The organism is Paenibacillus turpanensis (assembly GCF_011421635.1).
Classification (GTDB): Bacteria; Bacillota; Bacilli; order Paenibacillales; family YIM-B00363; genus Paenibacillus_AK; species Paenibacillus_AK turpanensis.
The window spans coordinates 18,366-44,444 of sequence record NZ_WTLI01000027.1 but is presented as its reverse complement, the minus strand read 5'-3'; the positions used below and the strand labels follow the sequence as shown (position 1 = coordinate 44,444).

Genomic DNA, 26,079 nt, shown 5'->3' with positions numbered 1-26,079 from the left:
ATCAGAATTCTGGGGGAAGTGTGTAGACCAATGAAGAAGTTAAAACGAAGTGCACGGTTGGTGGAAATGACCCAATACTTGCTTTTTCGTCCCCATACATTAATTCCGTTAACTACGTTTGCGGAACGTTATAGTTCAGCCAAATCCTCCATTAGCGAGGATTTAACGATCATTAAAGAAGTGTTCGAGGATGAGGGGCTCGGCGAGCTGCATACGATTGCAGGGGCAGCCGGCGGCGTGAAGTTTACCCCAAAGGTTCCGAAGGATACTGCTTTAGAAACGATTCTTCGTGTGTGCGAGCGTTTACAACAGCCGGAACGGATTTTGCCCGGGGGCTACTTGTATATGACAGATATGCTGGGCGATCCTCGTTTGCTTAATGACATCGGTAAAATGTTCGCGTCCATTTTTTCAGCGCGTGATTTTGATGTTGTGATGACGGTGGAAACGAAGGGGATTCCACTTGCTTACGCGACTGCGGCACAGCTGAATGTGCCGGTTGTCGTTGTCCGCCGTGACAACAAGGTAACGGAAGGCTCTGCAGTAAGCATTAACTATGTCTCCGGCTCAAATAAGCGGATTCAAACGATGTCATTGCCCCGCAGAGCGCTGGCCGAGCAATCACGGGTGCTCATTATTGATGATTTTATGAAAGCCGGAGGAACCATTCGCGGCATGATCGACCTGCTTCAGGAATTCAAGGCGACTGTTGCCGGTGTCGGCGTGCTTATGGAAGCTGGGGAAATGGACGGTGAGGAACGGCTGGTCGACCAGTACGTTTCGCTGGCTAAAGTGCATGGTGTGGATCCGAAGACGAAGCAGATCATTATTAAACCAGGAAACTTTTTCGAATAAATAATGGCTATTTCAGCTGTTGCATCCTAGGAGGGAATTGCATGTCTAAGCTAGAATTAATCTCGACTACAGCGGCGCCTGCGGCAATCGGTCCGTATTCGCAGGCAGTAAAATTCGGGAATCTGCTTTTTACATCCGGTCAAATTCCGCTGACGGCGGAAGGAGTGCTGGTTGAAGGCGGAATTGAGGAGCAGACGCATCAAGTTTTTCGAAACCTGCAGGGAGTTCTAGCCGGAAGCGGAGCTGCACTCAGCGATGTGATCAAAGCGACGGTTTTTCTGAAGGATATGACCCAGTTTGGAGTAGTCAACGAAATCTACGCTTCTTACTTCGGCGAACATAAGCCGGCTCGTTCCACGGTGGAAGTCGCGCGTTTACCGAAGGATGTTCTTGTCGAAATAGAACTGATTGTGGCGTTATAGGTCGAAATTAGTTAAATTTATAAATTCCGGAAAAAAAGATTGCAAATTACCGGAAAAAAAGAAGGAATTTGCCCAAACTTGTGGAATTACATACCAAAACCAACAACATTGAGGCAGGTGAATCTTGGTGCAAATTACAGACGTAAGATTGCGTCGTGTTAATTCCGAAGGAAGAATGAAAGCGATCGCATCAATTACAATCGACAACGAGTTTGTTGTCCACGACATCCGGGTTATTGATGGAAACAACGGCATGTTTGTGGCGATGCCGAGCAAGCGGACGCCAGACGGTGAATTCCGCGATATCGCGCATCCGATCTCTTCCGCGACGCGCGAAAAAATTCAAGCAGCAGTTCTTGCGGAGTATGATCGCGCTGCCGCCGAAGAAGACATCATCTCAGAAGGTGCGTAAAATCAACAAAGAAAGTTCACAGAGAGCCAAGCAGGCTCTCTTTCTTTTTTATGTAAAGTAAGTTAAGATTCTCTGAGAAAGCCTTTACCGGGAGGGAACCAGTGTGAACATAATGGCCATTGTACTGGCAGCCGGACAAGGAAAGCGCATGAAGTCGAAGCTTTACAAGGTGCTTCACCCCGTTTGCGGGAAGCCGATGGTAGGCCACGTAGCGGATGTGCTTGACGCAATCGGCGTTAGCAAGAAGGTTTTTGTCGTAGGGCACGGGGCCGAAGCGGTACAGAGCTATCTCGGAGACCGCGGACAATATGTGCTGCAAGAGCAGCAGCTTGGAACAGGCCATGCAGCAAAGCAGGCCGAAGATATTCTTGGCGGCGAACAGGGGATTACGCTGGTCGTATGCGGGGACACTCCGCTTTTTACAAAGCAATCGCTGGAAGCTATGATCGCACTGCATAAAGAGACGGGAGCGGCAGCTACGCTGTTTTCCGCAGAGCTCGGCAACCCGCACGGATACGGGCGGGTCATTCGCGATGCCTCCGGAGCGGTAACGGGCATTGTGGAGCAGAAGGATTGCACGCCGGAGCAGACGCGTATTCGCGAGGTCAATGCGGGAACGTACTGCTTTGATAACGCGAAGCTTTTTGCCGCTTTGGCGAAGGTCACCAACCAGAACGCCCAAGGGGAATATTATTTAACCGATGTGATCGGCATATTAAAGCAGGAAGGCGAAACGGTTCAAGCTTATTGCACCGATCAGCCGGAAGAGACGATCGGAGTAAACGATCGGGTTGCTTTGGCGGAAGCAGAACGGATTATGCGTCAGCGTATCGTACACAGCCTGCTTGTCGAGGGCGTCACCTTTATCGATCCGGCTTCTTCCTATATTGAAGCGGACGTTAAGATCGGCTCGGATACGGTCATTTGGCCGGGAACCGTTGTACGCGGCAAGACTGTTATCGGTGAAGACTGCGTGATTGGACCGAATACGGAAATTACAAATTCGGTCATCGGTGACGGCGTCTCCATTAAGCAATCTGTGTTATCCGAAGCGGAAGTCGGGCCGGAAAGCACGGTTGGCCCGTTTGCTTATTTGCGTCCGGGTGCAAAGCTTGGCAGAGGAGTCAAAATCGGCGATTTTGTCGAAATTAAGAATGCAGTGCTTGACGAAGGTACGAAGGTGTCCCATCTTTCTTATGTGGGAGACGCCAAGGTTGGCAAAAACGTCAATATCGGCTGTGGCGCAATCACGGTCAATTACGACGGTTTTAATAAACATATCACCGAAATCGGCGACGATGCGTTCGTCGGCAGCAACGTAAACCTGATTGCTCCGGTACGTGTCGGACGCGGAGCTTACGTTGTGGCAGGCTCCACGATTAACAAAGACGTGCCGGAAGACGATCTGGCCATTGCCAGAGAGCGTCAAACGAACAAAACGGGCTACGCCGTTAAGATACGTCAAAAATTCGCAGCAATGAAGAAGAACAACTAATCGAAGCAGCAACCGTAATCTTTTTTGGAGGGATCTATAACCGATGTCTTACCGCGACCCGAAGCTGAAAGTGTTTACGTGTAACGCGAACCCTGAGCTTGCAAAGGAATTGGCAGATTATATTGGTGTACCGCTCGGAGACGCAGACGTACTGCGCTTCAGCGACGGGGAAATCCAAGTACGAGTCAATGAAAGTGTGCGCGGCGCCGATGTGTATATCATTCAATCGACGTCTGCGCCGGTAAACGAGCATTTAATGGAACTGCTCGTTATGGTCGATGCCCTTAAGCGGGCCTCGGCGAAGAGCATTAACGTCGTTATTCCTTACTACGGCTATGCTCGTCAAGACCGGAAGGCGCGTTCGCGCGATCCGATCACAGCAAAGCTGGTGGCAAACTTAATTATGACGGCCGGCGCGCATCGCGTCATCGCGATGGATCTGCATGCTACGCAGCTGCAGGGCTTCTTCGACATTCCGGTCGATCACCTGCTTGGAGTACCGATCTTAGGTCATTACTTTGAGCAGAAAAATTTGAGTGATGTCGTTGTCGTATCGCCGGACCACGGTGGTGTCGTCCGGGCCAGAAAGCTTGCGGATTACTTAAGCGCGCCGCTTGCCATTATCGACAAGCGCCGTCCGGAGCCGAACGTGAGCGAGGTCATGAATATTATCGGAGAAGTAGCGGGTAAGACGGCCATTCTTATCGATGATATTATCGATACGGCAGGAACGATTACACTTGCCGCTTATGCGTTGAAGAAAGCCGGAGTAAAAGATGTGTACGCCTGCTGTACGCACCCGGTGCTTTCCGGTCCGGCGATGCAGCGTTTGGATGAGGCGCCGATTCAGGAGGTCGTGGTAACGAACACGATTAAACTGACACATGAGCAGCCTTCGTCGAAAATCGTTGCTCTCTCCGTTGCACAGCTGATGGGTGAGGCGATTATCCGCGTCCACGAGGAGCTTTCGATCAGCACCCTGTTCGAGGATTAAGATTGATGGATTAGAAACCCCCTGTTCTGGGCATGATGGTAAAGATATCATGTCTAGGAAATTAAGGGGGTTTTTTGTTCGATGGCATTGCGTGTAGAAGCGGAAAGTCGAGAAACGTCGACGAAGCATGAGCTGAAGGAGCTTCGTGCGAGCGGGAAAGTACCCGGAGTATTATACGGAAAGCAAGTTCCGAATACATTGATCATGGTAGATGAAAAGGAATTAATCCAGCTGCTGCGCACAAACCCGAGCAGCTTGCTTGAGCTAAATGTAAACGGCAGCGAGACTCATTCTGCAATGCTTGGCGAGATCCAGCGGGAAAAGGTGACGAATAAGCTGCTGCATATCGATTTGTACCAAGTCAACATGAATGAACAGGTGAAGGCGTCCGTCCGTGTCGAATTCGTCGGTACGGCGAAGGGCGTGCAGGAGGGCGGCATTTTGCAGGCGATGAATCAAGAGCTGGAAATCCGCTGCCTGCCGAGTGAAATCCCGGATTCCATTCAAGCGGATGTATCGAATTTGGAGATCGGGGAGCACTTGTTTGCGAAAGATGTTGCGCTGCCGGCAGGTATTGAGCTGCGCTCCAATCCGGAAGAGCTGCTCGCGACGGTTCTGCTGAAGCAGAAGGAAGTGCCGGAAGCAAAAGCGGATGAACAGAAGGATGCGGCGGAAGCGCAGGCGAATGAAGCTGGCGTGGTTGCGGCTACGGCGGCAACAGACGAGTAAGAGTAACAATAACCTTGGTGTGGGAATCAGGGCATATCGCTTAAGGGTGTTCTCTATAGAAAGAAACCGGCGTCTTCGGGCGGCCGGTTCTTTCGTTTTGATCTTCGGAATCCGTTACAGTATAATTGGAATGATTCGGAAAGTGCCAAGGGAACGAGAGGTTTCATATGAAATGGATTATAGGCCTGGGCAATCCGGGCAATGAATACCGCTCCACCAGACATAATGTCGGCTTTATGGCGATTGACCGTCTGGCTGAGAAGTGGGGCATTGATGTGTCTCAAAGCAAGTGCAAGGCGCTGTTGGGCGAAGGCCGGGTACAAGGGCAGAAGGTCGTGCTGATCAAGCCGATAACGTACATGAACCTGTCGGGAGAAAGCGCGAGGGCGTTTCAAGATTTTTATAAAGCCGACCTTTCCGATATGCTTATTCTGTACGATGATTTGGATACGGCGATGGGTCAAATCCGGCTGCGCTATCAAGGCTCGGCAGGCGGCCATAACGGAATTAAGTCCTTGATTCAGCATTTGGGGACGCAATCGTTTAACCGCGTGCGGATGGGGATTTCCAGACCGCCCGCAGGGGTCGACATTGCACATTATGTGCTTTCCAGCTTCCGAAAGGAAGAAGCAGAAGCGCTGGAGAATATGATCCAAGCGACCTGCGATGCCGTTTCCGCCTGTTTGACGGATCCATTCGAAAAAGTGATGGCGAAATTTAACGGGAACGGAATGAAGGGATAAGGCAATGGGCCATACTAGAGGGTATAGGTGAACTCTAGGAGGCATAAATATGTCTGTAAAGTACATTTGCCGTCACTGCCGCAGCAAGGTGGACGAATGGCAAAACCACAGTCAAGTGGATGAGAACAAGCTGGGCTTTCATTTTTTAACGGAGGAAGAACGGGACGAAATGATCTCCTATGATATGAATGGAGACATTACCGTCAACGTGACCTGTGACTACTGCAGGCAGGCGCTTGAGGCGAATCCGGAGCTTTCTCTGGTTCCAAGCCCCCTCCAATAACAAAATATCCTTAAGCTGCTGAGTTGGGTTGGAAAGGTGTGTCTTAACACGATGAACGAATTGCTAGAAGTGTTTTCCCGCGATTCGGATTTTCGAGCGGTGCTTGAGGGAGTCAAAGCCGGAATGAAGGAGCAGATGGTCTCCGGGCTTTCCGGCTCTGTGCGGCAGGTTATGTCTGCCGCTTTTTATCATGAACTGAAGCGTCCGATCGTGATCGTAACGCATAATATGTTTTCCGCGCAAAAAATCGTAGAAGATATGGCGGAGCTGCTGCCGAAAGACCAGGTGTTGTTTTTACCGGGCAACGAATCGATTGCTGCGGAGGCGGCGATTGCAAGTCCGGAAATTTCGTCTCAACGAATTGAAGCGCTTTCAAAGATTGCCTCGGGCTTTCGTGGAGTGATTGTCACTCCGTATGCATCGGTTCGAAAGCTGCTGCCGCCGGCGCAAGTGGTTGCAGAATCGACGACCACGCTTGCCGTAGGGCAAACGATTGAAATGGAGCAGGTCATTACGAGACTGACATCGTACGGCTACGAACGGGTGGATCGCGTCGAGTCCAGAGGCCAGCTGAGCGTTCGCGGCGGGATTCTGGACGTATTCCCGCTGGTTTCGGCGTCGGCGTACCGGATCGAGTGGTTCGACGATGAAATCGATACGATCCGCCAGTTTGATGTCAGCGATCAACGCTCGACCGATAAGGAGGAGCGGATCGACCTGCTGCCGGCAAGAGAAGTGTTTGCTGAGCGCAGACGGTTCGAGAATGCGGCGGATCATGCCTTCAGCTTGCTGCAGGAGCAGCTCGGCAAGATGAACGACCGGCAGGTACGCGACCGGCTCACACAGGAGCTCGGCAAAGAAATCGAATGGCTTCGGGAACATATGTATTTTCAAGGAATTTATAAATATATTTCATTGCTTTACCCCGAACGCGCCACATTGATGGATTATTTGCCGAAAGAAACGCTTTTGCTAATGGACGAACCGACCCGCCTTTTGGAAACCGTTAAGGAATTGGAAAAGGACGAGGCGGAATGGACGACGTCGCTGCTGTCCGAAGGGCAGACGCTGCCTTCCTTTGTGCTGTCCAAAAGCTATGAGTCTCTCTTTTTCCATAAGCCGTTTCAGGTTGTGTATATGTCGCTCTTTTTACGTCAGATTCCGCATACGCAGCCGCAAAACATCGTGAACTTCATGACGCGCAGCATGCAGCATTTTCACGGGCAAATGAATGTGCTGAAAGCGGAGATGGAGCGCTGGAAAAAGGCCGGCTCGAAGGTAATGATTCTCGCTTCCGGGCAGGAGCGGATCGAACGTGTCCGCCGGGTGCTGCAGGATTATCAAATCGATGAGCCGGAAATTAACAACGGGTCGCTGCAGGCGGGCTTTGAGCTGCCGTCAATCAAGCTGATTGTTATTACGGAAAATGAGCTGTTTACCCAGAAAAACAACCGGAAGCCGAAAAAATCGGATAAAAAGATTGCCAACGCGGAGCGGATTAAGAGCTACATGGATTTGAAGGTGGGCGACTACGTCGTTCACGTCAACCACGGCATCGGCAAATATGTCGGCATTGGCACGCTTGAGGTCGGCGGCATCCATAAGGATTACTTGCATATCGTTTATGCGGGCGGGGACCGTTTGTCTGTGCCGATCGAGCAAATCGATATGGTGCAGAAATATGTCGGCGCCGAAGACAAGGAGCCGAAGATTTACAAGCTCGGCGGCTCGGAATGGCAGCGCGTCAAATCGAAGGCGCGCTCGTCGGTGCAGGATATTGCCGATGAGCTGATCAAGCTTTACGCCGCCCGGCAGGCGACGCCGGGCTTTGGATTCGGTCCGGATACGCCGTACCAAAAGGAATTTGAGGATAACTTCCCTTACGATGAAACGGCGGATCAGCTGCGGGCAATTGAGGAAATCAAGAAGGATATGCAGAAGTCGCGGCCGATGGACCGGCTGCTCTGCGGCGACGTCGGCTACGGCAAGACGGAAGTCGCGGTGCGCGCTGCGTTTAAGGCAGCGATCGAAGGCAAGCAGGTCGCGGTGCTTGTGCCGACGACGATCCTCGCGCAGCAGCATTTTGAAACATTTAAGCAGCGTTTTAGCGGTTATCCGTTCACGGTTGGGGTATTGAGCCGTTTCCGCACGAAGAAGGAACAGAACGAGACGATCAAGGGCGTTAAGGCAGGGACGGTCGATGTGCTGGTCGGAACGCACCGCTTGCTTTCGCAGGATGTACAATTTAAGGACCTCGGCCTGCTGATCGTCGACGAGGAGCAGCGCTTCGGGGTCACGCATAAGGAGAAGCTGAAGCGGCTCAAAACGAATGTCGATGTGCTGACGCTGACAGCGACGCCGATTCCGCGTACGCTGCACATGTCGATGCTCGGGGTGCGCGATTTGTCCGTTATCGAGACGCCGCCGGAAAACCGTTTTCCTGTGCAGACATATGTGGTCGAATACGGTGCGGCGCTTGTGCGCGAAGCGATTGAGCGGGAGCTGGCCCGAAACGGCCAGGTGTATTACCTGTACAACCGCGTCCAGGGCATCCATCAGATGGCGGATCAAATCCGCATGCTGGTGCCGGAAGCGAGAGTGGCGGTCGGTCACGGGCAAATGTCCGAGCAGGAGCTGGAGAAGACGATCCTCGATTTCCTCGATGGAGAGTTTGACGTCCTAGTGAGCACGAGCATCATCGAAACCGGTGTAGACATCCCGAATGTAAACACGTTGATCGTTCATGACGCGGACAAAATGGGCTTATCCCAGCTGTACCAGCTGCGCGGACGGGTTGGACGCTCCAACCGGATCGCCTATGCGTACTTTACGTATCAACGGGATAAGGTTCTCAACGAGGTTGCGGAAAAGCGCCTGCAATCGATCAAGGAGTTTACCGAGCTTGGCTCGGGCTTCAAAATCGCCATGCGCGACTTGGCCATTCGCGGTGCGGGTAATCTGCTTGGGGCGGAGCAGCACGGCTTTATCGCCTCGGTCGGCTTCGATCTCTACTCGCAAATGCTGACGGAAGAAATTAACCGGCTGAAGCTGGGCATCGACGGTGCGGACGCCGAGGTGCCGGAGCGCGAGTGGGTTACGCAAATCGATTACAGCGTCGATGCGTACATTCCGTCCGAATATATTTACGACAGTACGCAGAAAATTGAAATTTATAAAAAAGTTTCGATGGTGCGCAGTCTGGAGGAAGCCGAAGACTTACAGGACGAGCTGATCGACCGTTTCGGCGAGCCGCCGGAATCGGTAGTGGCGCTCATGCGGGTTTCGCGTATTCGCGTATACGGCATGCTGTATAAAATCCGAAGCATGGCCCGCAAGGGTGATGAAATTACGATTTTGATGGATCCAAGCCAGAACGAAGCTATTGAGGGAACCAAGCTGGTTAAGCTCAGCCAAACCTTTGAGCATAAGGTAAGAGTCATTCCGGGACCACAAATTCATATTGCTCTTTCCGCAAGAGGGATGACGCAGGAAGCCGGGCTGGAAATGCTGGAGAAGTTTTTGGTAAAATACAACGAAGTGCTTAAAAAGAAAGGGGAACTGCAAAATGCGGCTCCATAAAGCCCTGCGCCCTGTCGCTTTGGCGCTGCTGATTGCTGCTACGGCTGCTTTCAGCGCTGCTTGCGGCGGTGCAAAAGAGGACAAGACGGTTATTGCCACCTACAAGGAAGGCACCGTAACACAGACTGAGTTTGACACGTTCGTGAATACCGTAACCTTTTTCAATCCGATGTACCTTTCCTTCAAGGATGACCCGCAGTTCCGTGATGCGATGGTGAAGCAGCTGATCGGGCTGCGCCTGCTTTCGGCGAAAGCGGATGAAGCGACGCGCAAGGAAGCTTCGGAAAAGGCGAAGGAACAGATTGAGCAGTTAAAAACAATGTATAATGCTCAGGACGCTAAGGCGCTTGAAAACGATCTGAAGAACAACAATTTACAAGAATCGGATCTGCAAGCGTATATCGAAAACAGTCTCTCCGCTCTCATGGCGGAAGAGAAAAATGTGACCGAGGATATGGTGAAAGCCAAGTATGACGAAAGTCTGAAAGCCGACCCGTATTATTTTGATACGGCAACGGTATCTCACATTCTGATTGGCTTAACGGATCAAGCGACCGGGAAAGAGCTGAGATCGAAGGAAGAAGCGCTGAAGCGGGCGGAAGAGGTCATCGCCAAGCTGAAAGCGGGCGGCGATTTTGCCGCGCTTGCCAAGGAATATTCGGAGGATCCGGGCTCCAAGGATGTCGGAGGAACCTACGCCGATGAGAATCTGGGACAAACCGCTTGGGCGCCGGCTTTCCGTGAAGCGGCCGGAAAGCTTCCGGTCGGTCAAATTAGCGAGCCGCCGGTGGAGACATCCTTCGGCTACCATGTGATGAGAGTGGACAAGCGTACGACGAAAGCCTACGACGAGGCGAAGGAGCAAATTCGCAGCGAGTTGGCGGGTCAGAAGCTGTCGGAGTTTATTGAGAAGGAGCTGCCGGGCTTAATCACGGAGATTAAGCTGCCAGTGGAGACGCCTGCGGAAGGCGGAGCGGCTACAGGCGGCGATGCGGGTGCTGGCACAGGAACGGGAACCGGAAACGCTCCGGCCGGAGATGCGGCAACAGAGAAGAAGTAGAAATGAAGCGAGTCAGGGCTGAGGCCTTGGCTCGTTTTTTTTGAAGGAAGCAAGGATCCAGGGAGCAGCGAGGGTGAGCGGGCTGAAGTCCCATTGTTTTACATCGAATTGGCGTTTTGACATTGGAGTAATTGGTACATACTACACACAAGCTTCACTGGAGCTCAAGACGAAAACGATTTTCCAAGTCTCTACGGTGTGTCCAAGGAATGTCAATGTTGTGAATAAGATTCTAAAGATGGAACATACTAAAGACAGAGATACGAACCCCTCCCATCACCATAAATGAATGATCCAGGTGGCATCTAATCTTCAAGGAAAGCGAGGCAACAAGACAATGAAAGCAACTGGTATTGTTCGTCGCATCGATGATTTAGGAAGAGTGGTTATCCCGAAGGAAATTCGTCGTACCCTCCGTATTCGTGAAGGGGACCCGTTAGAGATTTTCGTCGACCGTGACGGTGAAGTGATTTTGAAGAAGTATTCTCCGATCGGAGAGCTTGGCGACTTTGCCAAGGAATATGCGGAATCCCTGAATGAAAGCACGAACCATATTACAATGATTTCGGACCGCGATACCATTATCGCTGTTGCCGGGGCATCGAAGAAAGAATACTTAGATAAGCAAATCGGCAGCACGGTGGAGGCTTGCATGGAGAGCCGCAAGGCGGTCAGCGAAGCAACACCTGGCGAATATGAGCTTTGCAAGGAAACACCGGAGAGCTACACCTCTTATGTAATCGCGCCGATCGTAGCGGGTGGCGACCCAATCGGTTCCGTTATTCTTATTAGCAAAACGGATGGCGTGAAGATGGGACAAATGGAGCAAAAAATGGCAGAAACCGCTGCCGGCTTCCTTGCGAAGCAAATGGAACAATAAGATTTTGAACGATACATGAGGCTTCCTCGAAATCGATATTTCGAGGGAGCTTTTTGTTTTGTCGGCGGCTTGAAGTATAATGAGGGGGACAACAAGGGAGAGTTGAACGATGCCCTCATATCGGGAAAATAAAGCCGGCCGGAGCTGGCTGCAGGGAGCGGCGGTGCTGGGAGCTGCGGCGGTGGTCGTGAAGCTGCTGGGGACGGTACAAAAAATTCCGCTGCAAAATTTTGCGGGGGACGCCGCGTTCGGGATCTATAACGCGGTGTACCCGTTTTTTCAATTGTTTGTGTTTGCGGTGTCCGCGGGAGTGCCGCTCGCGGTGTCGAAGCTCGCTGCAGAGAGCGGCGGCCGGTCGGACGGCGCATACGGAAGCGGCGGTGTCGCGCCCGCTGTACTGCGGGCGGGGCTGTGGCTTATGGGAGCCGGCGGCCTGCTCGGCGGTGCGGTGCTGTTTGTGGCGGCGCCGGTGTTCGCCGGCTGGATCGGGTACGCGGCAGCGGCGCCGGCACTTCAGGCGGCCGCGCTGGCCGTGCTGGTGATGCCGGTATCGGCGGTGTTCCGCGGGTATTTTCAAGGCCTCGACCGCATGATGGCGTCGGCCGCCGTTCAAACGGCAGAGCAGGCGGTGCGCGTTGCCTTTATTATTGCTCTGCTGTTTTACGGCCTGCGTGTGGCGGCCGGGCCGGAATTTATCGCGTCGAGCGCGATGGGCGGCTCCGCCGTTGGGGGCGCGGCCGGGCTGCTGTGCGCATATGCGCTGTATAAGCGAGGAGGCAGGACTGCAGGACGGGGGCCGGGGCGGTCAGCCGCCCGGAAGCAGCCGGAAGCGGGCCGCACTGCGGGGCTGCTTGTCCGCATGGCTGTACAAGCGCTGCCGATTGTGGTCGGCTCGCTGTTAATTCCGCTGCTGCTGTTCGCCGACGTCTTCCTCGTGATGCGGCATTCGTACGCTGAAGGCGCCGCCGGGTACGACGCGATGAGCGACTTCGGCGCGTTCTCGCGGGGACAAACGCTCATGCAGCTCGTCGTCATGCTCGCTGGAGCCGTGGCGGCGGCGATCGTCCCCGCCTTAGCCGAGGATCGCGCCGGGAGCGCCGGCGCGGCAGGCCTTGATGCGCGTGATGCGGCCGCGCATCAAGAGGGAGGCGTCAACGCGGAGCAGGCCGTCCGCTGGACGTGGCTGTTCGGCGCCGCAGCGGCGCTCGGTTTGGCGCTGCTGGCGGAGCCGGTGAACGTGCTCCTGTTCGCCGACGCCAAAGGAACGGCAGCGGTCGTTTGGTTCGCCGGAGCCTCCTGCTTCGCGGCCCTAGCGTCCGTCACGGCAGCGCTCCTTCAAGGGCTGGGGCGCGCGGGCATACCGGCTCTCGCCGTGCCCGCCGCCCTCCTCTTGAAGGTGGCGGCCGCCGCCGTGCTGCTCCCCCTGTGGGGGATCGCCGCGGCGGCTGCGGCCACGGCCATCGCGCTCGCCGCTGCGGCGGCAGCCCAGCTTGCCGCGCTCAAACGGCGCGGCCTGCGGCTCGGCGCCGCCCGGACGCTTCTGCGCTCGCTGGCGCCGTGCGCGAGCATGGCCGCCGCCGTGCTGCTCGTCCGGCTCCTCTGCGAGGAAGCCGTGGCGCAGCTGCTTGGCCTAGAGGGCCGCGCGCTAAGCGCGCTCATCTGCGCAGTCGGCGTGCCCGTCGGCGCCGCCGTGTTTCTGCGCACCGCCGCAGCCGTCGGCATGATGCCCGAGCATGAATTAGAGCCGCTTCCCGGCTTTGTGAAGCGGCTGATTATAAAATTGAACAGGTAGGAGGACAGCACCTATGACTGCAAGCATACATATCGTTGGCCTTGGCTCCGGCGACCCGGATCATTTAACCTTAGGCATATGGCGCAAGCTGCAAAGCTCCGGACGTATCTTTCTGCGGACCGAGCAGCATCCCGTCGTGGAGCTGCTCCGAGAGCATGGCGTAACGTTCCAAAGCTTCGATGAAACATACGAGCAGGAGGGGACTTTTCAGCAGGTGTACCGCCGCATTGTAGATCAGCTGCTCCAGGAAGCAGGAAACGCTGGCTCAACCGAGCCGGTGATGTACGCGGTGCCCGGCCATCCAATGGTCGCCGAGCAGACGGTGCGGCTGCTGCTGGAGGAAGGACCGGTACGCGGCATCGATGTGCAGTGCGAGGGCGGCGAAAGCTTCTTGGACCGTGCGTTTTTGGCGCTTCGCATCGATCCGATTGAAGGCTTTCAGCTCCTTGATGCAACAGCAATGGGCGGCTTTCCGACCATCGAGAATGTGAATACGGAAAGCGGTGCGCTCTATCGCGGAGATCTCCAGCCAAGAAGGCATTTGCTGATCGGACAGGTGTATGACAATACGGTTGCCTCCGACGTCAAGCTGACGCTGATGGAGGTGTATCCGCCCGATTACCCGGTAAAGGTCGCTCATGAGCTGGGGGTCAAGGGTAAGGAACGGATCGAGACGATACCGCTCCACGAGCTGGATCACGGCCAGCCTTACGGCAATCTCAGCATGATATTCGTACCCGGCGGCAGCGACGAACGGCTGCGGCTGCGGCATTTTGACCGGCTGCATGAAATTGTCGCGATTTTGCGCAGTCCGGACGGCTGTCCATGGGACCGGGAGCAGACGCATGCTTCGATTCGACGGAACCTCATTGAGGAAACATATGAGGTTTTGGAGACGATTGACGACGACGATCCGGATGCCATGTGCGAGGAGCTTGGGGATGTGCTGCTGCAAATTATGCTGCATTCCCAGATGGAAGAGGAGACCGGCGCCTTTACGGTTTACGATGTCATCCAAACCTTGAATGAAAAGCTGATTCGCCGCCATCCGCATGTGTTCGGAGAGAAATCGGCGGACGATGCCGAGGATGCGCTTGTGAATTGGAATGAAATCAAGAAGCAGGAGAAGGCTGACAAGGGAGTAGATCCGGCCAAGCTGTCCGTCCTGTCCGGGATTCCGCGTGAGCTTCCAGGTCTGCTCAAAGCGCTGGAGCTGCAGAAAAAGGCGGCGAAGGTCGGGTTTGACTGGGATCGGATCGAGGATGTGCAGGATAAGGTGATGGAGGAATGGGCGGAACTTACGGAAACCCTGAATGGGGACAAAACGAAGCAGCTGGAGGAGTTCGGCGATCTGCTGTTTGCGCTGGTGAATTTGGCACGGTTCTTAAAGCTGGACCCGGACGAAGCGCTGGCGGCCGCCAACCGCAAATTTATGACTCGTTTTTCGTATATTGAGGAGCAGCTCCGTTTAAAAGGTGTTGATTTTGCCGAGACTACGTTAGCAGAGATGGAGTCGTTTTGGCAGGAGGCTAAGTCGCTCCCTGTAAGGCCGTAATAAAAAAAATGTCTTGTAAGCTGCGCAGATAGAAGGATTTTCCTGCGAAGCAAAGAATACATAAAACGTACTTCAGGTTTGATTCGCAGCGCAGCTGGGCTGTTGTGCATGCCTGATTGTGCCTTACATGAGAATGAATGATGAGCTCGAACAATTTTAGGAGGAAGAATCATGAACAAAACAGACCTGATCAACAGCATCTCTGAGAAAAGCGGCATGACGAAGAAAGACGTTGAAACGGTATTGAATTCGTTTCTTGGAGAAGTAACCGATGCACTGTCTTCCGGCGAGAAGGTACAGCTGATCGGCTTTGGAACTTTTGAAACCCGCAAACGCTCCGGCCGCACGGGCCGCAACCCGCAAACCGGCGAAAACATCAGCATTCCGGAAACAAAGGTTCCTGCATTTAAGGCAGGAAACAAGCTGAAAGACGCAGTAAAGTAAGAGAAGCCGATGAGGCTGGATAAATTTTTAAAGGTTTCCCGGCTCATCAAGCGCCGTACGGTGGCGAAGGATGTGTCGGAGCAGGGGCGGGTTTGGATTAACGGCAGAGAAGCGAAAGCGAGCAGCACCGTGAAAGCGGGAGACGAGCTGACGGTTCGATTCGGCCAAAAGAGCGTGACGGTTCGCGTGGAGAAGATCGCCGAGAACCCGCGCAAGGAAGAAGCCGCACAGCTGTATACGGTAATTAAAGAAGAAAGCCATAAGGATAACGATCCATGGCTTGGAAACGGACAGGCGGAATAGCCTGTTCGTTTCTTTTTTGCCCGCATGTTCTAAAAAACGGACGGCCCCCATATGTTAGTGGTAAAGGGAGGGGTACATGCCATGATCGAAGCGGGCAAGCCGGGAAAACGTCAAGAAGTGAAGATGCTAAACCGAAAATTGCTTGAAGTGACCGGGGTGAAAAACGTCGAGAGCTTTGACAGCGAGGAATTTTTACTGGAAACGGAGTGCGGCTTCCTCGTCATTAAAGGCCACAATTTACATATCAAAAACTTAAATCTGGAGCAGGGCTTGGTGGCGATTGAGGGATTGGTAGACGAAATGGCTTACGTGGACGGAAGCTCGGACAGCAAGTCGAAAGGCTTTTTCGGGAAGCTGTTCAAGTGAACGCGGCCAATCAGTTCTACACCCTACTAGCAATGGCGGGGAGCGGAGTCGTGCTCGGAGTAATGTTCGACGTTTACAGGGTGCTCGCAGCTCGGCTGCGGGCGCCCCGCTGGCTCCTCCCGCTTTGCGACGTCGTGTACATTTTAGTCGCCACCCTGTTTTCGTTCCGGGTCTTATACCACAGCAATTTCGGTGAAATCCGCTACCATGTCTTTTTAGGCCTGCTGATCGGCGTCTGTTTTCATTTCGCTTTGCTAAGCAGTTTCGCCATTCAAGTGATCAATTGGGTGATAGACACCATTATTCGTTTGTACAAGCTTTTGCTGCGCCTTGCGGATCTATTGATCCTGAAACCGCTCAAATTGCTGTACCGATTTGTTGTCCTGCTTTTTGGATTTTTACTCGCTGTATCTATATTCTTATACAAATTTATGGTACAATTGCTGTATCCTTTGTGGTCCTTGCTTCGTTTTTTACTTCGTCCGATCATTCGCCCGCTGCAGAAGCATGTAAGAATGCCGAAGGGGCTGAAGACGTTCGGAACGAAGCTGAAGAACGTTTGGCCTTGGTTTAAAGACTGGCTGAAGCGATAGCGGCGGAAGGAAGTAGCATTTGTACCAGGAGGCTTGTGATGGGCTCAAGAGCATCAACAGGAACAGCAGATCAATCGTCGACGAAGCTGAAGCGGCTGACGAAGTTATGGCTCCTGTTTGTAGCGGTTTTCCTACTGTCTTCCATATGGACCATTTGGCAGCAGCGGGAGCAGCTAAGTCGTTCGGAAACCGATCTCTCGCGATTGGACAAATCGTTCCAGGAAGCGCAGCAACTTCATGATCAGTATGAGTTGGAAATCACCCGATTGAACACTCCGGAATATATTGAACAGAGGGTTCGTAAAGACTTTCAAATGAGTCGGCCGGGCGATGTAACCTTAACACCGCCTAAACCTGGTTCCTAATGGCATTCATCCCCAAGTTGACCGGAGAATGAGCCATCAGGTATAATCCGATTAGCCGACTTTATCTTAAATTCTTAAGGAGGATCATTTACTTTTATGTCAATTGAAGTGGGCGCCAAGCTTGAGGGGAAAGTGACAGGAATTACCCATTTCGGAGCGTTTGTCGAACTCCCGGGGGGCGTCACTGGACTCGTGCACATCTCCGAAATTGCCGACAACTACGTTAAGGATGTTAAAGATCATCTGAAGATTGACGATGTTGTCACCGTGAAAGTCATTAACGTAGATAAGGACGGCAAGATCGGTCTTTCCATCCGGAAAGCAGTAGATCGCCCGGAAGGAGAGAGGCCACCACGCAATGACAGGCCACCACGCAGTAATGATCGACCGTTCCGCAGAGAAGATCGCGAAGGCGGCGGAGGTCAAGGCGGTGGAGGTCGCGGAGGCTTTGATCGAGATCGCAGAGGCGGTGGCGGGAATCGGCTGACATTTGAGGACAAAATGTCGAGGTTCCTGAAAGACAGCGAAGAGCGGATTTCATCTCTTAAGAAGAATACCGAATCCAAACGCGGCGGCCGCGGCGCGCGTCGTGTTTAAAGCATAAAATGGGAAAACCGCCAGATCTGGCGGTTTTTTTCTTTGCCCAAGGCAGACCACCCATTCCACCAAACCCCAACTTGACAAGCGGCACGCACCCGATTATACTGTACTCTGTCCCACTTGAAAATGNTGGGAAAACCGCCAGATCTGGCGGTTTTTTTCTTTGCCCAAGGCAGACCACCCATTCCACCAAACCCCAACTTGACAAGCGGCACGCACCCGATTATACTGTACTCTGTCCCACTTGAAAATGTGGCGGTGTAGCTCAGCTGGCTAGAGCGTACGGTTCATACCCGTAAGGTCGGGGGTTCGATCCCCTCCGCCGCTATACAGAAACAAATCATAAAAGTCGTCCCTTGCGGGGCGACTTTTTTGTATTGTATGGTTTTCTGCGGCCTCATGTTTTTTTGATGGTACAGCTCATCTTGTTTGGTTCGTTTCCCCCGCTCTCTACATATCGACAGCGTTTTTCCCCAACAGGGTGACGAATGGTTGCGCCTGATTCGACGCATGCTGCACAGCCGGCTGGCTAAACCCTTGCTGCTGTACGCTTTCAAGCTGACATCGAGGCGCTGATTTTTTGTCGGAAATTTCTTTCTAGCAACCACCTCATTGTGACAAACTTTATGCTAGCTTCTTTATATAATGAGAGCACATAAAACGGATTAGGTGGTGCCTTATCGTATGATGAAATGGAATGTCGTGGAGAACGTTGGAGCACAGTGGGATCAAATGTGGCGCAAATCGAAAACGGCAGGAAAAGAAGTCATAGCGGAAAACCGGATATGGCAGACCGTTGTCGCTAAGAAATGGTCGCTTCTTTTGCTGATCATGGCTTTTTTGTTAGGACGCGCTACGATCTTGGACGAGCTCTCTCCTTTTGCGGCTGCATTTTTTGCGGCAGTGTATATATTGCGTAGAGACCTGGCCGGCTGGACAGGCCTTCTGGTATTTGCGGGAAGTGTTCTATCGATGCAAATGCAGGCTGGTATCATTATCGGTGAAATGCTGGTTTTTGTGCTGATTCACCGTGCCATGGAGCGTTTTGAACGATCGGAGCTTTCGTCGGTGCCAATCATCGTGTTCGCGTCGGCCTTCCTGGTGAAGCTCTTCTATTTTACAGTGCAAAACGAGCTGGGCGCCTATACGGTGCTGATGGCGGGCGTCGAATCATTACTCAGCCTCGTGCTGACCATGATCTTTTTGCAGGCGATTCCGGTGTTTACCCTCACACGTAAAAATTACAACCTTAAAAACGAAGAAATCATTTGCCTAATCATTTTGCTTGCTTCTGTAATGACCGGCACGGTGGGCTGGATGGTCAGCGGCGCTTCGGTCGAACATATCATGTCCCGTTATTTTATTCTGCTGTTTGCCTTTGTTGGAGGCGCGCCGCTGGGAGCCTCTGTGGGCGTCGTGACGGGATTAATTTTGAGCTTGGCAAGTGTGGAGTCGATTTATCAGATCAGCCTGCTTGCGTTCGCAGGAATGCTGGCAGGTTTGCTCAATCAAGGGGGCAAGGTGGCCGTCGGCTTGGGTCTTTTAATCGGGTCGTCCATTTTATCGGTATACGTTGGAGAAGCCGGTGCGGTGCTCCAGTCGCTGCTCGAATCCTCAATTGCCGTAATTATGTTCCTCATGACCCCGAAAAGCTTCATTCAAGTCGTTGCCAAATATGTGCCGGGAACCGCAGAAAATGTGAAGTCATATCATGACTATGCACGACGTGTCCGGGATATTACTGCTGGTCGGGTAGAGCAATTTTCAGAGGTGTTCCGTCAGCTCTCCAAAAGCTTTATCCTTGTTGCGCCGGAAGCATCCGGACAAGTGCAGCACCGTGAAGAGGAAGTCGGCCATTTCATGAATGCCGTGGCGGGAAAAGCGTGCGCCGGATGCTGGAAGCAGCGCCAGTGCTGGGACGAAAAGTTTTACCGTACCTATACCTACATGACGGATATGATGACGAGTATCGAAATGGAGCCGGAGTTCAGCAAGAAGCAGCTTAAGAACGAATGGAAGCAATCCTGCGTCAAAACGGATCTTGTGCTGGATGTGATGAAGCAGCAGTACGAGCAGTATCAATACGATCAGCATTGGAAAAAGCAAATATCGGAAAGCCGCCGCCTCGTGGCAGAGCAGCTTTCCGGGGTGTCGCAGGTAATGGAGGATTTGGCGCGCGAAATTAAGCGGGAAGGGCATGAGCTGTTCCTGCAGGAGGAGCAGATTCGCCATGCGCTGGAGGATCTCGGCCTCTCCATTTACAGCATCGACATTGTGAGCTTGGATGAAGGCAATGTGGAAATTGAGATCATACACCAATATAACAAAGGGCTGGACGAGTGCCGCAAAATTATTGCGCCGCTGCTGTCCGATATTTTGGGCGAGAACATTGCCGTGAAGCATGAGAAAAACGGTGTGCCTTCCGACGGTTTCAGTACCGTTATGTTTGGTTCGGCGAAAGAATATTCGATTGAAACGGGCATCGCTTCGGCGGCCAAGAACGGCGAGCTGCTCTCCGGAGACAGCTACAGCATGGTCGAGCTTGGCAACGGGAAGTTTGCCGTAGCCGTCAGCGACGGTATGGGCAACGGCGAGCGGGCGCGGGCGGAAAGCAGCGCGGCGCTGTCGATATTGCAGCAGCTGCTGCAATCGGGCATGGATGAAAAGCTGGCGATTAAGTCGGTGAACTCGGTGCTGCTGCTGCGTTCCTCGGATGAGGTATATGCAACGGTGGACGTGGCGATCATCGATTTGTATAACGCGAATACGACATTTATGAAAATCGGCTCGACGCCAAGCTTTATTAAGCGGGGCAACCAAGTAATTCCGATCACGGGCAACAATTTACCGGTAGGGATTTTGCGGGAAATTGATGTGGACTTGATCAGCCAGCAGCTGGAGCCGGGTGATATTTTGATCATGATGACGGACGGCATTTACGATGCGCCGGGTCATGCGGTGAATAAAGAGCTGTGGATGAAACGCATTATTCAAGAAATGCATACCGACGATCCGCAGGATATTGCCGATTGCCTGCTGGAGACGGTGTTCCGCCATCACGAAGGCGAAATCTACGACGATATGACGGTGCTCGTGGCGAAGGTAGAAAAGTTTAAGCCGGAGTGGGCGGCCTTCCGCTGGCATGGCATGCACAATATCGAGCGTCCTCGGACGGTAAGTTAAAGAAGGGGAAGAAGCGACCATCCCCGGCAAAGGAGAGAAGACGTTTTCTCAATCCAATTGGCCCCTCCACGGAGGGGTTTCTTGCTGTTTGTGAGCCATCCTTCGTCCGGATTTGGGCGATGCTTTCTTCTCGATTGTCCTTTATGATAAGTGTGAATGACACATGAAAGAGCGCAACCACGGTCAAGTACGGCTATTGTGACTGAAGTATCCTTGAGGCAAGGAGGTGGGGGCATGGATCACTGGGAGAAAATCAGTGCCGTCAGCAAGATGCAGGTGTATATTGACGAGCACATTACCGAACCGATCACGCTGCGTATGCTCGCTAGCGCCGCCGGGTACTCACCGTGGCATTCTACGAGAATTTTTAAGGAACTGCTCGGCCAAACGCCTTTCGAGTATATTCGAGCGCTTCGGCTATCTCTGGCTGCGGTAAAGCTGAAGGAAAAAGAGGTTAAAGTAACGGACGTGGCGTTCGAATTCGTTTTTGATTCACATGAGGGGTTCACCAGAGCGTTCACGAAGCATTTCGGCGTTAACCCTCGGTCTTTCTGCAAGGAAGCGCCGCCTATTCAGCTGTTTATGCCTTCCCGAGTCCGTGACTACTATCTCACCCTACAAAAAGGAGAGGATACAATGTCAAGCCCATCGAATGTAAACACGGTATTCGTACAAGTCGTCGATCGTCCGCCGAGGAAGCTAATCTTGAAACGCGGCCAACATGCAACCCATTACTTCGAATACTGTGAGGAAACCGGTTCCGACGTATGGGATACGCTTACGTCGATCCAAGAAGCGCTGTACGAACCGATCGGAATGTGGCTCCCCGAAGGGCTTCGAAAACCCGGTACATCGGTCTATGCTCAAGGTGTTGAAGTGTCCGAACATTATTCCGGTAAGGTGCCGGAAGGCTTTGAAATCATCGATCTGCCAGCCTGCCAGATGATGGTGTTCCAAGGCCCCCCGTTCGAGGACGAGCGGTTCGAACAAGCGATTGGGGATCTATGGAATGTGATGAAGAGCTACAACCCTCAAATTTATGGCTTTGAATGGGCGGACGAGGACGGGCCGAGATTTCAATTAGTCCCCCAAGGCTACAGAGGTTATATTGAGGCGAGACCTGTTAAAGCGTGTAACAAAGGATAACCCATGGCGGGTGCACTAGCGAGGGAGAAGGCGGAGGCGGGGGTCATCTTCAGGCGGTCGAGGGAAATGATACAGCGAAGCAAGAGTAATGTAAATTCATTCATGTGAAGCGGGTCCTCCGTCTCGCATGTTTTATTTCTCATCTAGTATAGAGCTTTGCAGATTATAGAGAGAGCGATTTGGTTGCGAATCAAGATCGTCCAGTCCACCGAGCTAGCATATAGGTGGGGGGGCGATCTTTTTCATGTTAGTGCGTCTGGCTGTTAGCAACACCTGCTCGATTGCGCTTACTAAGGGCATACGGAACCATCTTTCGGACTTGGATGTAACGCGCCATTTCGCGATTAACCTTTTAAAAGGGCTAGGTCCGTGAATGTCAGCCTTGGAGGAACCGGACTAAGAGGCGCCGCCTAATTGCGGAGGCCTTCTTTTTTTCGTTCTTTTGATTATACTGGAACCATTTGGGCGAGACTGAGACTACTAGGGGAATTCGTAGAGTTCGCGGGAGGGATCAGTATGCTGAAACAAATTATTTTGCTGACAGACGGTTGTTCCAATGTCGGGATATCTCCAGCGGTAAGCGCCGCGGAAGCACGTGCGGAAGGAATTATTGTTAATGTTATCGGAATCACAGACGGCGGCGAGTGGACGGCTCGGGGAGAACGGGAAATTGAGGAGATTGCCAAAGCCGGGGGCGGGATGAGCCGCGTTGTACATTCCCGGGACTTGTCGCAAACGGTGCAAATGATGACGCGCCGCACGGTTACACATACGATTCATCAGGTTGTGAGTAAGGAGTTAAAGCAAATTCTAGGGAGCGGTAACGGCGCCGTGGAGCAGCTGCCGCTGGAGCAGCGGGCCAAGGTCGTACAGGTCATGGACGATCTGACGGAACGCTCTTCTCTTAAGGTTGCGGTGCTGGTTGATGCCAGTGCCAGCATGAGGGCGAAGCTGCAGGCGGTTCGGGAAGCGATCGCTGATTTATCGCTCAGCCTGCGCGCCCGTCAGGGCAGCAGTCAGGTCGCGGTATTTTATTTCCCGGGAAACCTTCCGGGCGAATATGCTGTTATGGACAGTCCGTGGACGAATAATATTGCGGAATTGGACCGCTTGCTTGTAAAATTAACGATGCAGGGAACGACGCCTACGGGTCCCGCCTTGCAGGATGTGGTTCGGTATTTCGTATACGGAACAGAACAGCAGGATTCAACAGCAGCGATTGCCGGAACGACAACAAATAGGGACGGGATGTTGAGTGATTACGTCGTTTGAGCCTCATTTCTCACCGGGCTCGATGATTATCGGGAAATGGAGAAAGGGCGAATATAGAATCGAAGCGCTGCTTGGGCAAGGCGCGAACGGAAAGGTGTACTTGGTTCGCAGAGCAAGCGCGTTATATGCCATGAAAATCGGGTTTGATCCTCTCGACCTGCAGTCGGAAGTGAATGCGCTGCAGGCGCTGCAGCAGTCCAGCCGCACCGCGCAGCAGTATTTGCTGGAGGTCGACGATTATTATGTGAAAGGCCAGCCGTATCCTTTCTATGTTATGAAGTATGTGAAGGGACAGCATGTTTCGTCCTATATTCAGAAGAACGGGCTGGATTGGCTTCAGGTCATCGGCAGAAGCCTGCTTGAAAAGCTGGCGGAGCTGCACCGGAGCGGGTGGGTGTTCGGGGATATTAAGCCGAGCAATATTTTGGTTTCGGAATACGGCAAAGTCGATTTGATCGATTTCGGAGGGGTCACTGCGGCTGGACGATCGGTGAAGCAGTTTACGGAGCTGTACGACCGCGGATATTGGAATGCAGGAAGCCGGACGGCAAATCCGGCCTATGATTTATTCTCGGTTGCCGTTTTGCTGCTGCAGCTGGCTGATCCGCAGCGTAAGCTGGACGAGCCGATCCTGCCGCAAATGCGAAATCTCACGCTGCTCATGGAGATTGCCGATCGCGCGCCGGCCTGCCGTAAGATTCGCGCCTTTTTGAAGAAGGCGCTGCAGGGCGGTTATGTCGATGCGGACGAGGCACTGGCCGATTGGCGGAAGCAGGCCAACGCGAAGGAAGGCCACGCGTCAACCGGTGTTATGGTAGGCTGGATTTCCGGTTTGTTTGCAGCCTCCCTGCTCTTGTTCGCATCCGTATTGTTTATCGTGCTCCGCTAAGCGGAGCATTTTTGTGAAGTTCGGGGACGTTGGAGGTTGGGTCATTGAAACTGCAGGACATGGTACTGCAAACGATAGAAGAAGAGCGATTAATCGGCTGCGGAGATACAGTGGTGACGGCTGTATCCGGCGGTCCGGATTCAGTCGCTCTTTTGCATGTCTTATGGGAACTGTCGGCGAAGCTTCAGATTAAGCTTGCCGCGGCTCATGTGAATCATGGCTTCCGCGGAGCGGAATCCGACGCCGAAGAAGCTTACGTCCGCGAGCTGGCGGAGCGGCTCGGCCTTCCCTGCTTCGCCTATAAGCTCAATATGCCGGAGGAGCTGGCCGCCGCAGGCGGTAATCCGCAGGAGCTGGCAAGGGAAAAGCGGTACGCGCTGCTCTTTCAAGCCGCGCGGGAAGTCGGGGCGGCCAAGCTGGCCCTCGGCCATCATGCCGGCGATCAAGCCGAAACGGTGCTGATGCGCGTGCTGCGCGGAACTGGCGTTTCCGGGCTTGCCGGCATTCCGGTGAAGCGCAGCGCCGGGGGTGCCTCTGCCGGAAGCGGTGAGGCTTTGCAGCTCGTGCGACCGCTGCTGCGGATCAGCAAAAACGAGCTGATCGCTTATTGCGAGGAGCAGGGTCTGGCTCCCCGCACAGACAGCAGCAATGCCACCCGCAAATATTTTCGCAATCAAATCCGCTTGGATATTATCCCGTACCTTAAGCAGTGGAATCCGCAGCTGGAGGAGGCGCTTTTGCATTTAGCCGAAACGGCGCGGGCGGACAATGCATATTTGGACGCGGCAGCGATGCGCTGGTTCACGGAGAATGTCAGGCAGTCGGACGGCTGTTGTACGCTGAATCGCCTGCAGTTCCAAGGGGCTGACCTCGCTTTACAAAGAAGAATTATTAAACTAATATTAAATTATCTTTTTTCTGATCATCCCTCTTTGGACTTTCAGCTTATTGAAAAGGTGAAGCAGCTTGCCCTCCAGCGGGATAAATCCTCCGTTCAGCTTGACCTCGGAGGCAGTGTCCGTTTTCGCAGGGAATATGATCAGCTCGTCTTTCAAACCGTTTCTCTACAGGCATCGATAGCGAAGTCGTTTCGGCACGCAATTTTGGAACCTTCGGAAACGGAGACGAAGCAGGAGATTCCCGAAACAGGCGGATATTTTGTAACGCAGCTGCTGACAGCGGATGTGGCCACGCATCTTCACGGCCTCCTTGAGAATGAGGCTATCTTTGATTGGGACCAGCTTCTAAAGCCTCTTGCTCTGCGAAGCCGGGAGCCGGGAGACCGGATGCGCATTTATGGATTAAACGGCAGTAAAAAGGTAAAAGATATGCTCATCGATGCGAAGGTGCCTCCATCCCGGCGAGATCGTCTGCCGATTCTGGTGGATGCAGGCAACAACCCGATTTGGATTCCGGGAGTCAAGCGTTCCGACGCGGCAGCGGTTACGGGACAGACGCTTCGGGCATGGAAAATCAGCTATTTTTATTGAATGGATTCAAAGCTTGCTTCATAGGATAAGAAACACGGACCGTTGCAAACGGTTCACATCATTAGGAGGTAGCAGCTTGCGCCAGGATATCGAAGAAATCTTATTTACCGAGGAACAAATTCAAGAAAAGATCGTTGAGCTGGGGAAGCATCTCAGCGAGGAATACCGCGGCCGCAATCCGCTGGTGATTTGCGTGCTGAAAGGCGCTTTTTTATTTATGAGCGACCTTGTGAAAAAGCTAGACATTCCGCTTGAAATCGATTTTATGGCCGTTTCCAGCTACGGTGCTGCGACGAAATCCTCCGGGGTCGTAAAGATCATCAAGGATCTCGATACGCCGGTGGAAGGCCGCGATGTCCTCATTGTAGAGGATATTATCGACAGCGGATTGACGCTTAGCTATTTAATTGACAATTTAGAGCGGCGGAACGCACATTCCGTGAAGGTCGTTACGCTGTTCGATAAGCCGGCCCGCCGTACGGTTGGACTTGAGCCGGATTACCGCGGCTTCCTGATCCCGGATGCTTTTGTCGTGGGGTATGGGCTGGATTACGCGGAAAAATACAGAAACCTTCCTTACGTCGGCGTGTTAAAGCCGGAGGTTTACAGCTAGCATCCCCGTTTGTTGT

At 53.1% G+C, this 26,079-nt stretch carries 25 protein-coding genes and 1 tRNA gene; all 26 read left to right on the top strand.

From position 1 onward, the window contains the following. The first annotated feature begins 30 nt into the window (after positions 1–30). Entirely contained in the window at positions 31–855 is an 825-nt protein-coding gene (gene purR / locus GQS10_RS20465) for a pur operon repressor (RefSeq protein ID WP_166245732.1), read from the top strand. A gap of 41 nt (positions 856–896) precedes the next feature. Continuing rightward, positions 897–1,277 (top strand): RidA family protein, encoded by a 381-nt coding sequence (locus GQS10_RS20460; protein WP_166245730.1) that lies wholly within the window; start codon positions 897–899, stop codon positions 1,275–1,277. A 127-nt stretch (positions 1,278–1,404) separates the two neighbouring features. Next, on the top strand, positions 1,405–1,689 hold the full coding sequence (gene spoVG, locus GQS10_RS20455; RefSeq protein ID WP_166245728.1) for a septation regulator SpoVG: 285 nt from the start codon (positions 1,405–1,407) through the stop codon (positions 1,687–1,689). A gap of 103 nt (positions 1,690–1,792) precedes the next feature. Continuing rightward, positions 1,793–3,184: a bifunctional UDP-N-acetylglucosamine diphosphorylase/glucosamine-1-phosphate N-acetyltransferase GlmU gene (glmU, locus tag GQS10_RS20450; protein ID WP_341805112.1), complete on the top strand. Its 1,392-nt coding sequence runs from the start codon at positions 1,793–1,795 to the stop codon at positions 3,182–3,184. A gap of 43 nt (positions 3,185–3,227) precedes the next feature. After that, positions 3,228–4,178 (top strand): ribose-phosphate diphosphokinase, encoded by a 951-nt coding sequence (locus GQS10_RS20445; protein WP_166245726.1) that lies wholly within the window; start codon positions 3,228–3,230, stop codon positions 4,176–4,178. An 81-nt stretch (positions 4,179–4,259) separates the two neighbouring features. Then, positions 4,260–4,907: a 50S ribosomal protein L25 gene (locus GQS10_RS20440; protein WP_166245724.1), complete on the top strand. Its 648-nt coding sequence runs from the start codon at positions 4,260–4,262 to the stop codon at positions 4,905–4,907. Between the two features lie 167 nt (positions 4,908–5,074). Next, a complete protein-coding gene (pth, locus tag GQS10_RS20435; protein WP_166245722.1) occupies positions 5,075–5,650 on the top strand; it encodes an aminoacyl-tRNA hydrolase in 576 nt (191 codons plus the stop codon). Positions 5,651–5,699: 49 nt separating this feature from the next. After that, the gene (gene fin / locus GQS10_RS20430; protein ID WP_166245720.1) at positions 5,700–5,933 is read left to right on the top strand and encodes an anti-sigma-F factor Fin; all 234 of its coding nucleotides are present in this window, start codon (positions 5,700–5,702) and stop codon (positions 5,931–5,933) included. Positions 5,934–5,984: 51 nt separating this feature from the next. Continuing rightward, entirely contained in the window at positions 5,985–9,512 is a 3,528-nt protein-coding gene (mfd, locus tag GQS10_RS20425) for a transcription-repair coupling factor (RefSeq protein ID WP_166245718.1), read from the top strand. Next, on the top strand, positions 9,499–10,572 hold the full coding sequence (locus tag GQS10_RS20420) for a peptidylprolyl isomerase (protein WP_166245716.1): 1,074 nt from the start codon (positions 9,499–9,501) through the stop codon (positions 10,570–10,572). The genes mfd and GQS10_RS20420 overlap by 14 nt, the downstream gene beginning before the upstream one ends. Before the next feature lie 337 nt (positions 10,573–10,909). Beyond that, positions 10,910–11,452 carry a stage V sporulation protein T gene (gene spoVT / locus GQS10_RS20415; RefSeq protein ID WP_166245714.1) on the top strand — a complete coding sequence of 181 codons (543 nt, stop codon included), beginning with the start codon at positions 10,910–10,912 and terminating at the stop codon, positions 11,450–11,452. 109 nt (positions 11,453–11,561) lie between these two features. Continuing rightward, a complete protein-coding gene (locus tag GQS10_RS20410; protein WP_243735306.1) occupies positions 11,562–13,244 on the top strand; it encodes an oligosaccharide flippase family protein in 1,683 nt (560 codons plus the stop codon). Positions 13,245–13,257: 13 nt separating this feature from the next. Then, a complete protein-coding gene (gene yabN, locus GQS10_RS20405; RefSeq protein WP_166245710.1) occupies positions 13,258–14,799 on the top strand; it encodes a bifunctional methyltransferase/pyrophosphohydrolase YabN in 1,542 nt (513 codons plus the stop codon). Positions 14,800–14,970: 171 nt separating this feature from the next. After that, positions 14,971–15,243: an HU family DNA-binding protein gene (locus GQS10_RS20400; protein ID WP_166245708.1), complete on the top strand. Its 273-nt coding sequence runs from the start codon at positions 14,971–14,973 to the stop codon at positions 15,241–15,243. A gap of 9 nt (positions 15,244–15,252) precedes the next feature. Beyond that, positions 15,253–15,546 (top strand): RNA-binding S4 domain-containing protein, encoded by a 294-nt coding sequence (locus tag GQS10_RS20395; RefSeq protein WP_166245706.1) that lies wholly within the window; start codon positions 15,253–15,255, stop codon positions 15,544–15,546. Between the two features lie 81 nt (positions 15,547–15,627). Beyond that, entirely contained in the window at positions 15,628–15,912 is a 285-nt protein-coding gene (gene yabP / locus GQS10_RS20390; protein ID WP_166245774.1) for a sporulation protein YabP, read from the top strand. Continuing rightward, positions 15,909–16,505 (top strand): spore cortex biosynthesis protein YabQ, encoded by a 597-nt coding sequence (gene yabQ / locus GQS10_RS20385; protein WP_166245704.1) that lies wholly within the window; start codon positions 15,909–15,911, stop codon positions 16,503–16,505. The genes yabP and yabQ overlap by 4 nt, the downstream gene beginning before the upstream one ends. 38 nt (positions 16,506–16,543) lie before the next feature. Next, positions 16,544–16,870, top strand: coding sequence for an FtsB family cell division protein (locus GQS10_RS20380; RefSeq protein WP_166245702.1), 327 nt, complete (start codon positions 16,544–16,546; stop codon positions 16,868–16,870). Between the two features lie 96 nt (positions 16,871–16,966). Next, on the top strand, positions 16,967–17,467 hold the full coding sequence (locus GQS10_RS20375; RefSeq protein ID WP_166245700.1) for a S1 domain-containing RNA-binding protein: 501 nt from the start codon (positions 16,967–16,969) through the stop codon (positions 17,465–17,467). Positions 17,468–17,724: 257 nt separating this feature from the next. Then, positions 17,725–17,798: transfer RNA gene (locus GQS10_RS20370), tRNA-Met, on the top strand. A 356-nt stretch (positions 17,799–18,154) separates the two neighbouring features. Further along, positions 18,155–20,653: a stage II sporulation protein E gene (spoIIE, locus tag GQS10_RS20365; protein ID WP_166245698.1), complete on the top strand. Its 2,499-nt coding sequence runs from the start codon at positions 18,155–18,157 to the stop codon at positions 20,651–20,653. 234 nt (positions 20,654–20,887) lie between these two features. Beyond that, entirely contained in the window at positions 20,888–21,799 is a 912-nt protein-coding gene (locus GQS10_RS20360) for an AraC family transcriptional regulator (protein WP_166245697.1), read from the top strand. 519 nt (positions 21,800–22,318) lie between these two features. Then, positions 22,319–23,071, top strand: a complete 753-nt coding sequence (locus GQS10_RS20355) for a vWA domain-containing protein (protein WP_166245772.1) — start codon at positions 22,319–22,321, stop codon at positions 23,069–23,071. Further along, complete coding sequence (locus GQS10_RS20350) at positions 23,055–23,960, top strand: serine/threonine protein kinase (protein WP_341805110.1); 906 nt, start codon at positions 23,055–23,057, stop codon at positions 23,958–23,960. The genes GQS10_RS20355 and GQS10_RS20350 overlap by 17 nt, the downstream gene beginning before the upstream one ends. 44 nt (positions 23,961–24,004) lie before the next feature. Further along, on the top strand, positions 24,005–25,450 hold the full coding sequence (tilS, locus tag GQS10_RS20345) for a tRNA lysidine(34) synthetase TilS (protein WP_243735305.1): 1,446 nt from the start codon (positions 24,005–24,007) through the stop codon (positions 25,448–25,450). A 76-nt stretch (positions 25,451–25,526) separates the two neighbouring features. Continuing rightward, positions 25,527–26,063 (top strand): hypoxanthine phosphoribosyltransferase, encoded by a 537-nt coding sequence (hpt, locus tag GQS10_RS20340; protein WP_166245695.1) that lies wholly within the window; start codon positions 25,527–25,529, stop codon positions 26,061–26,063. Positions 26,064–26,079 lie beyond the last annotated feature (16 nt).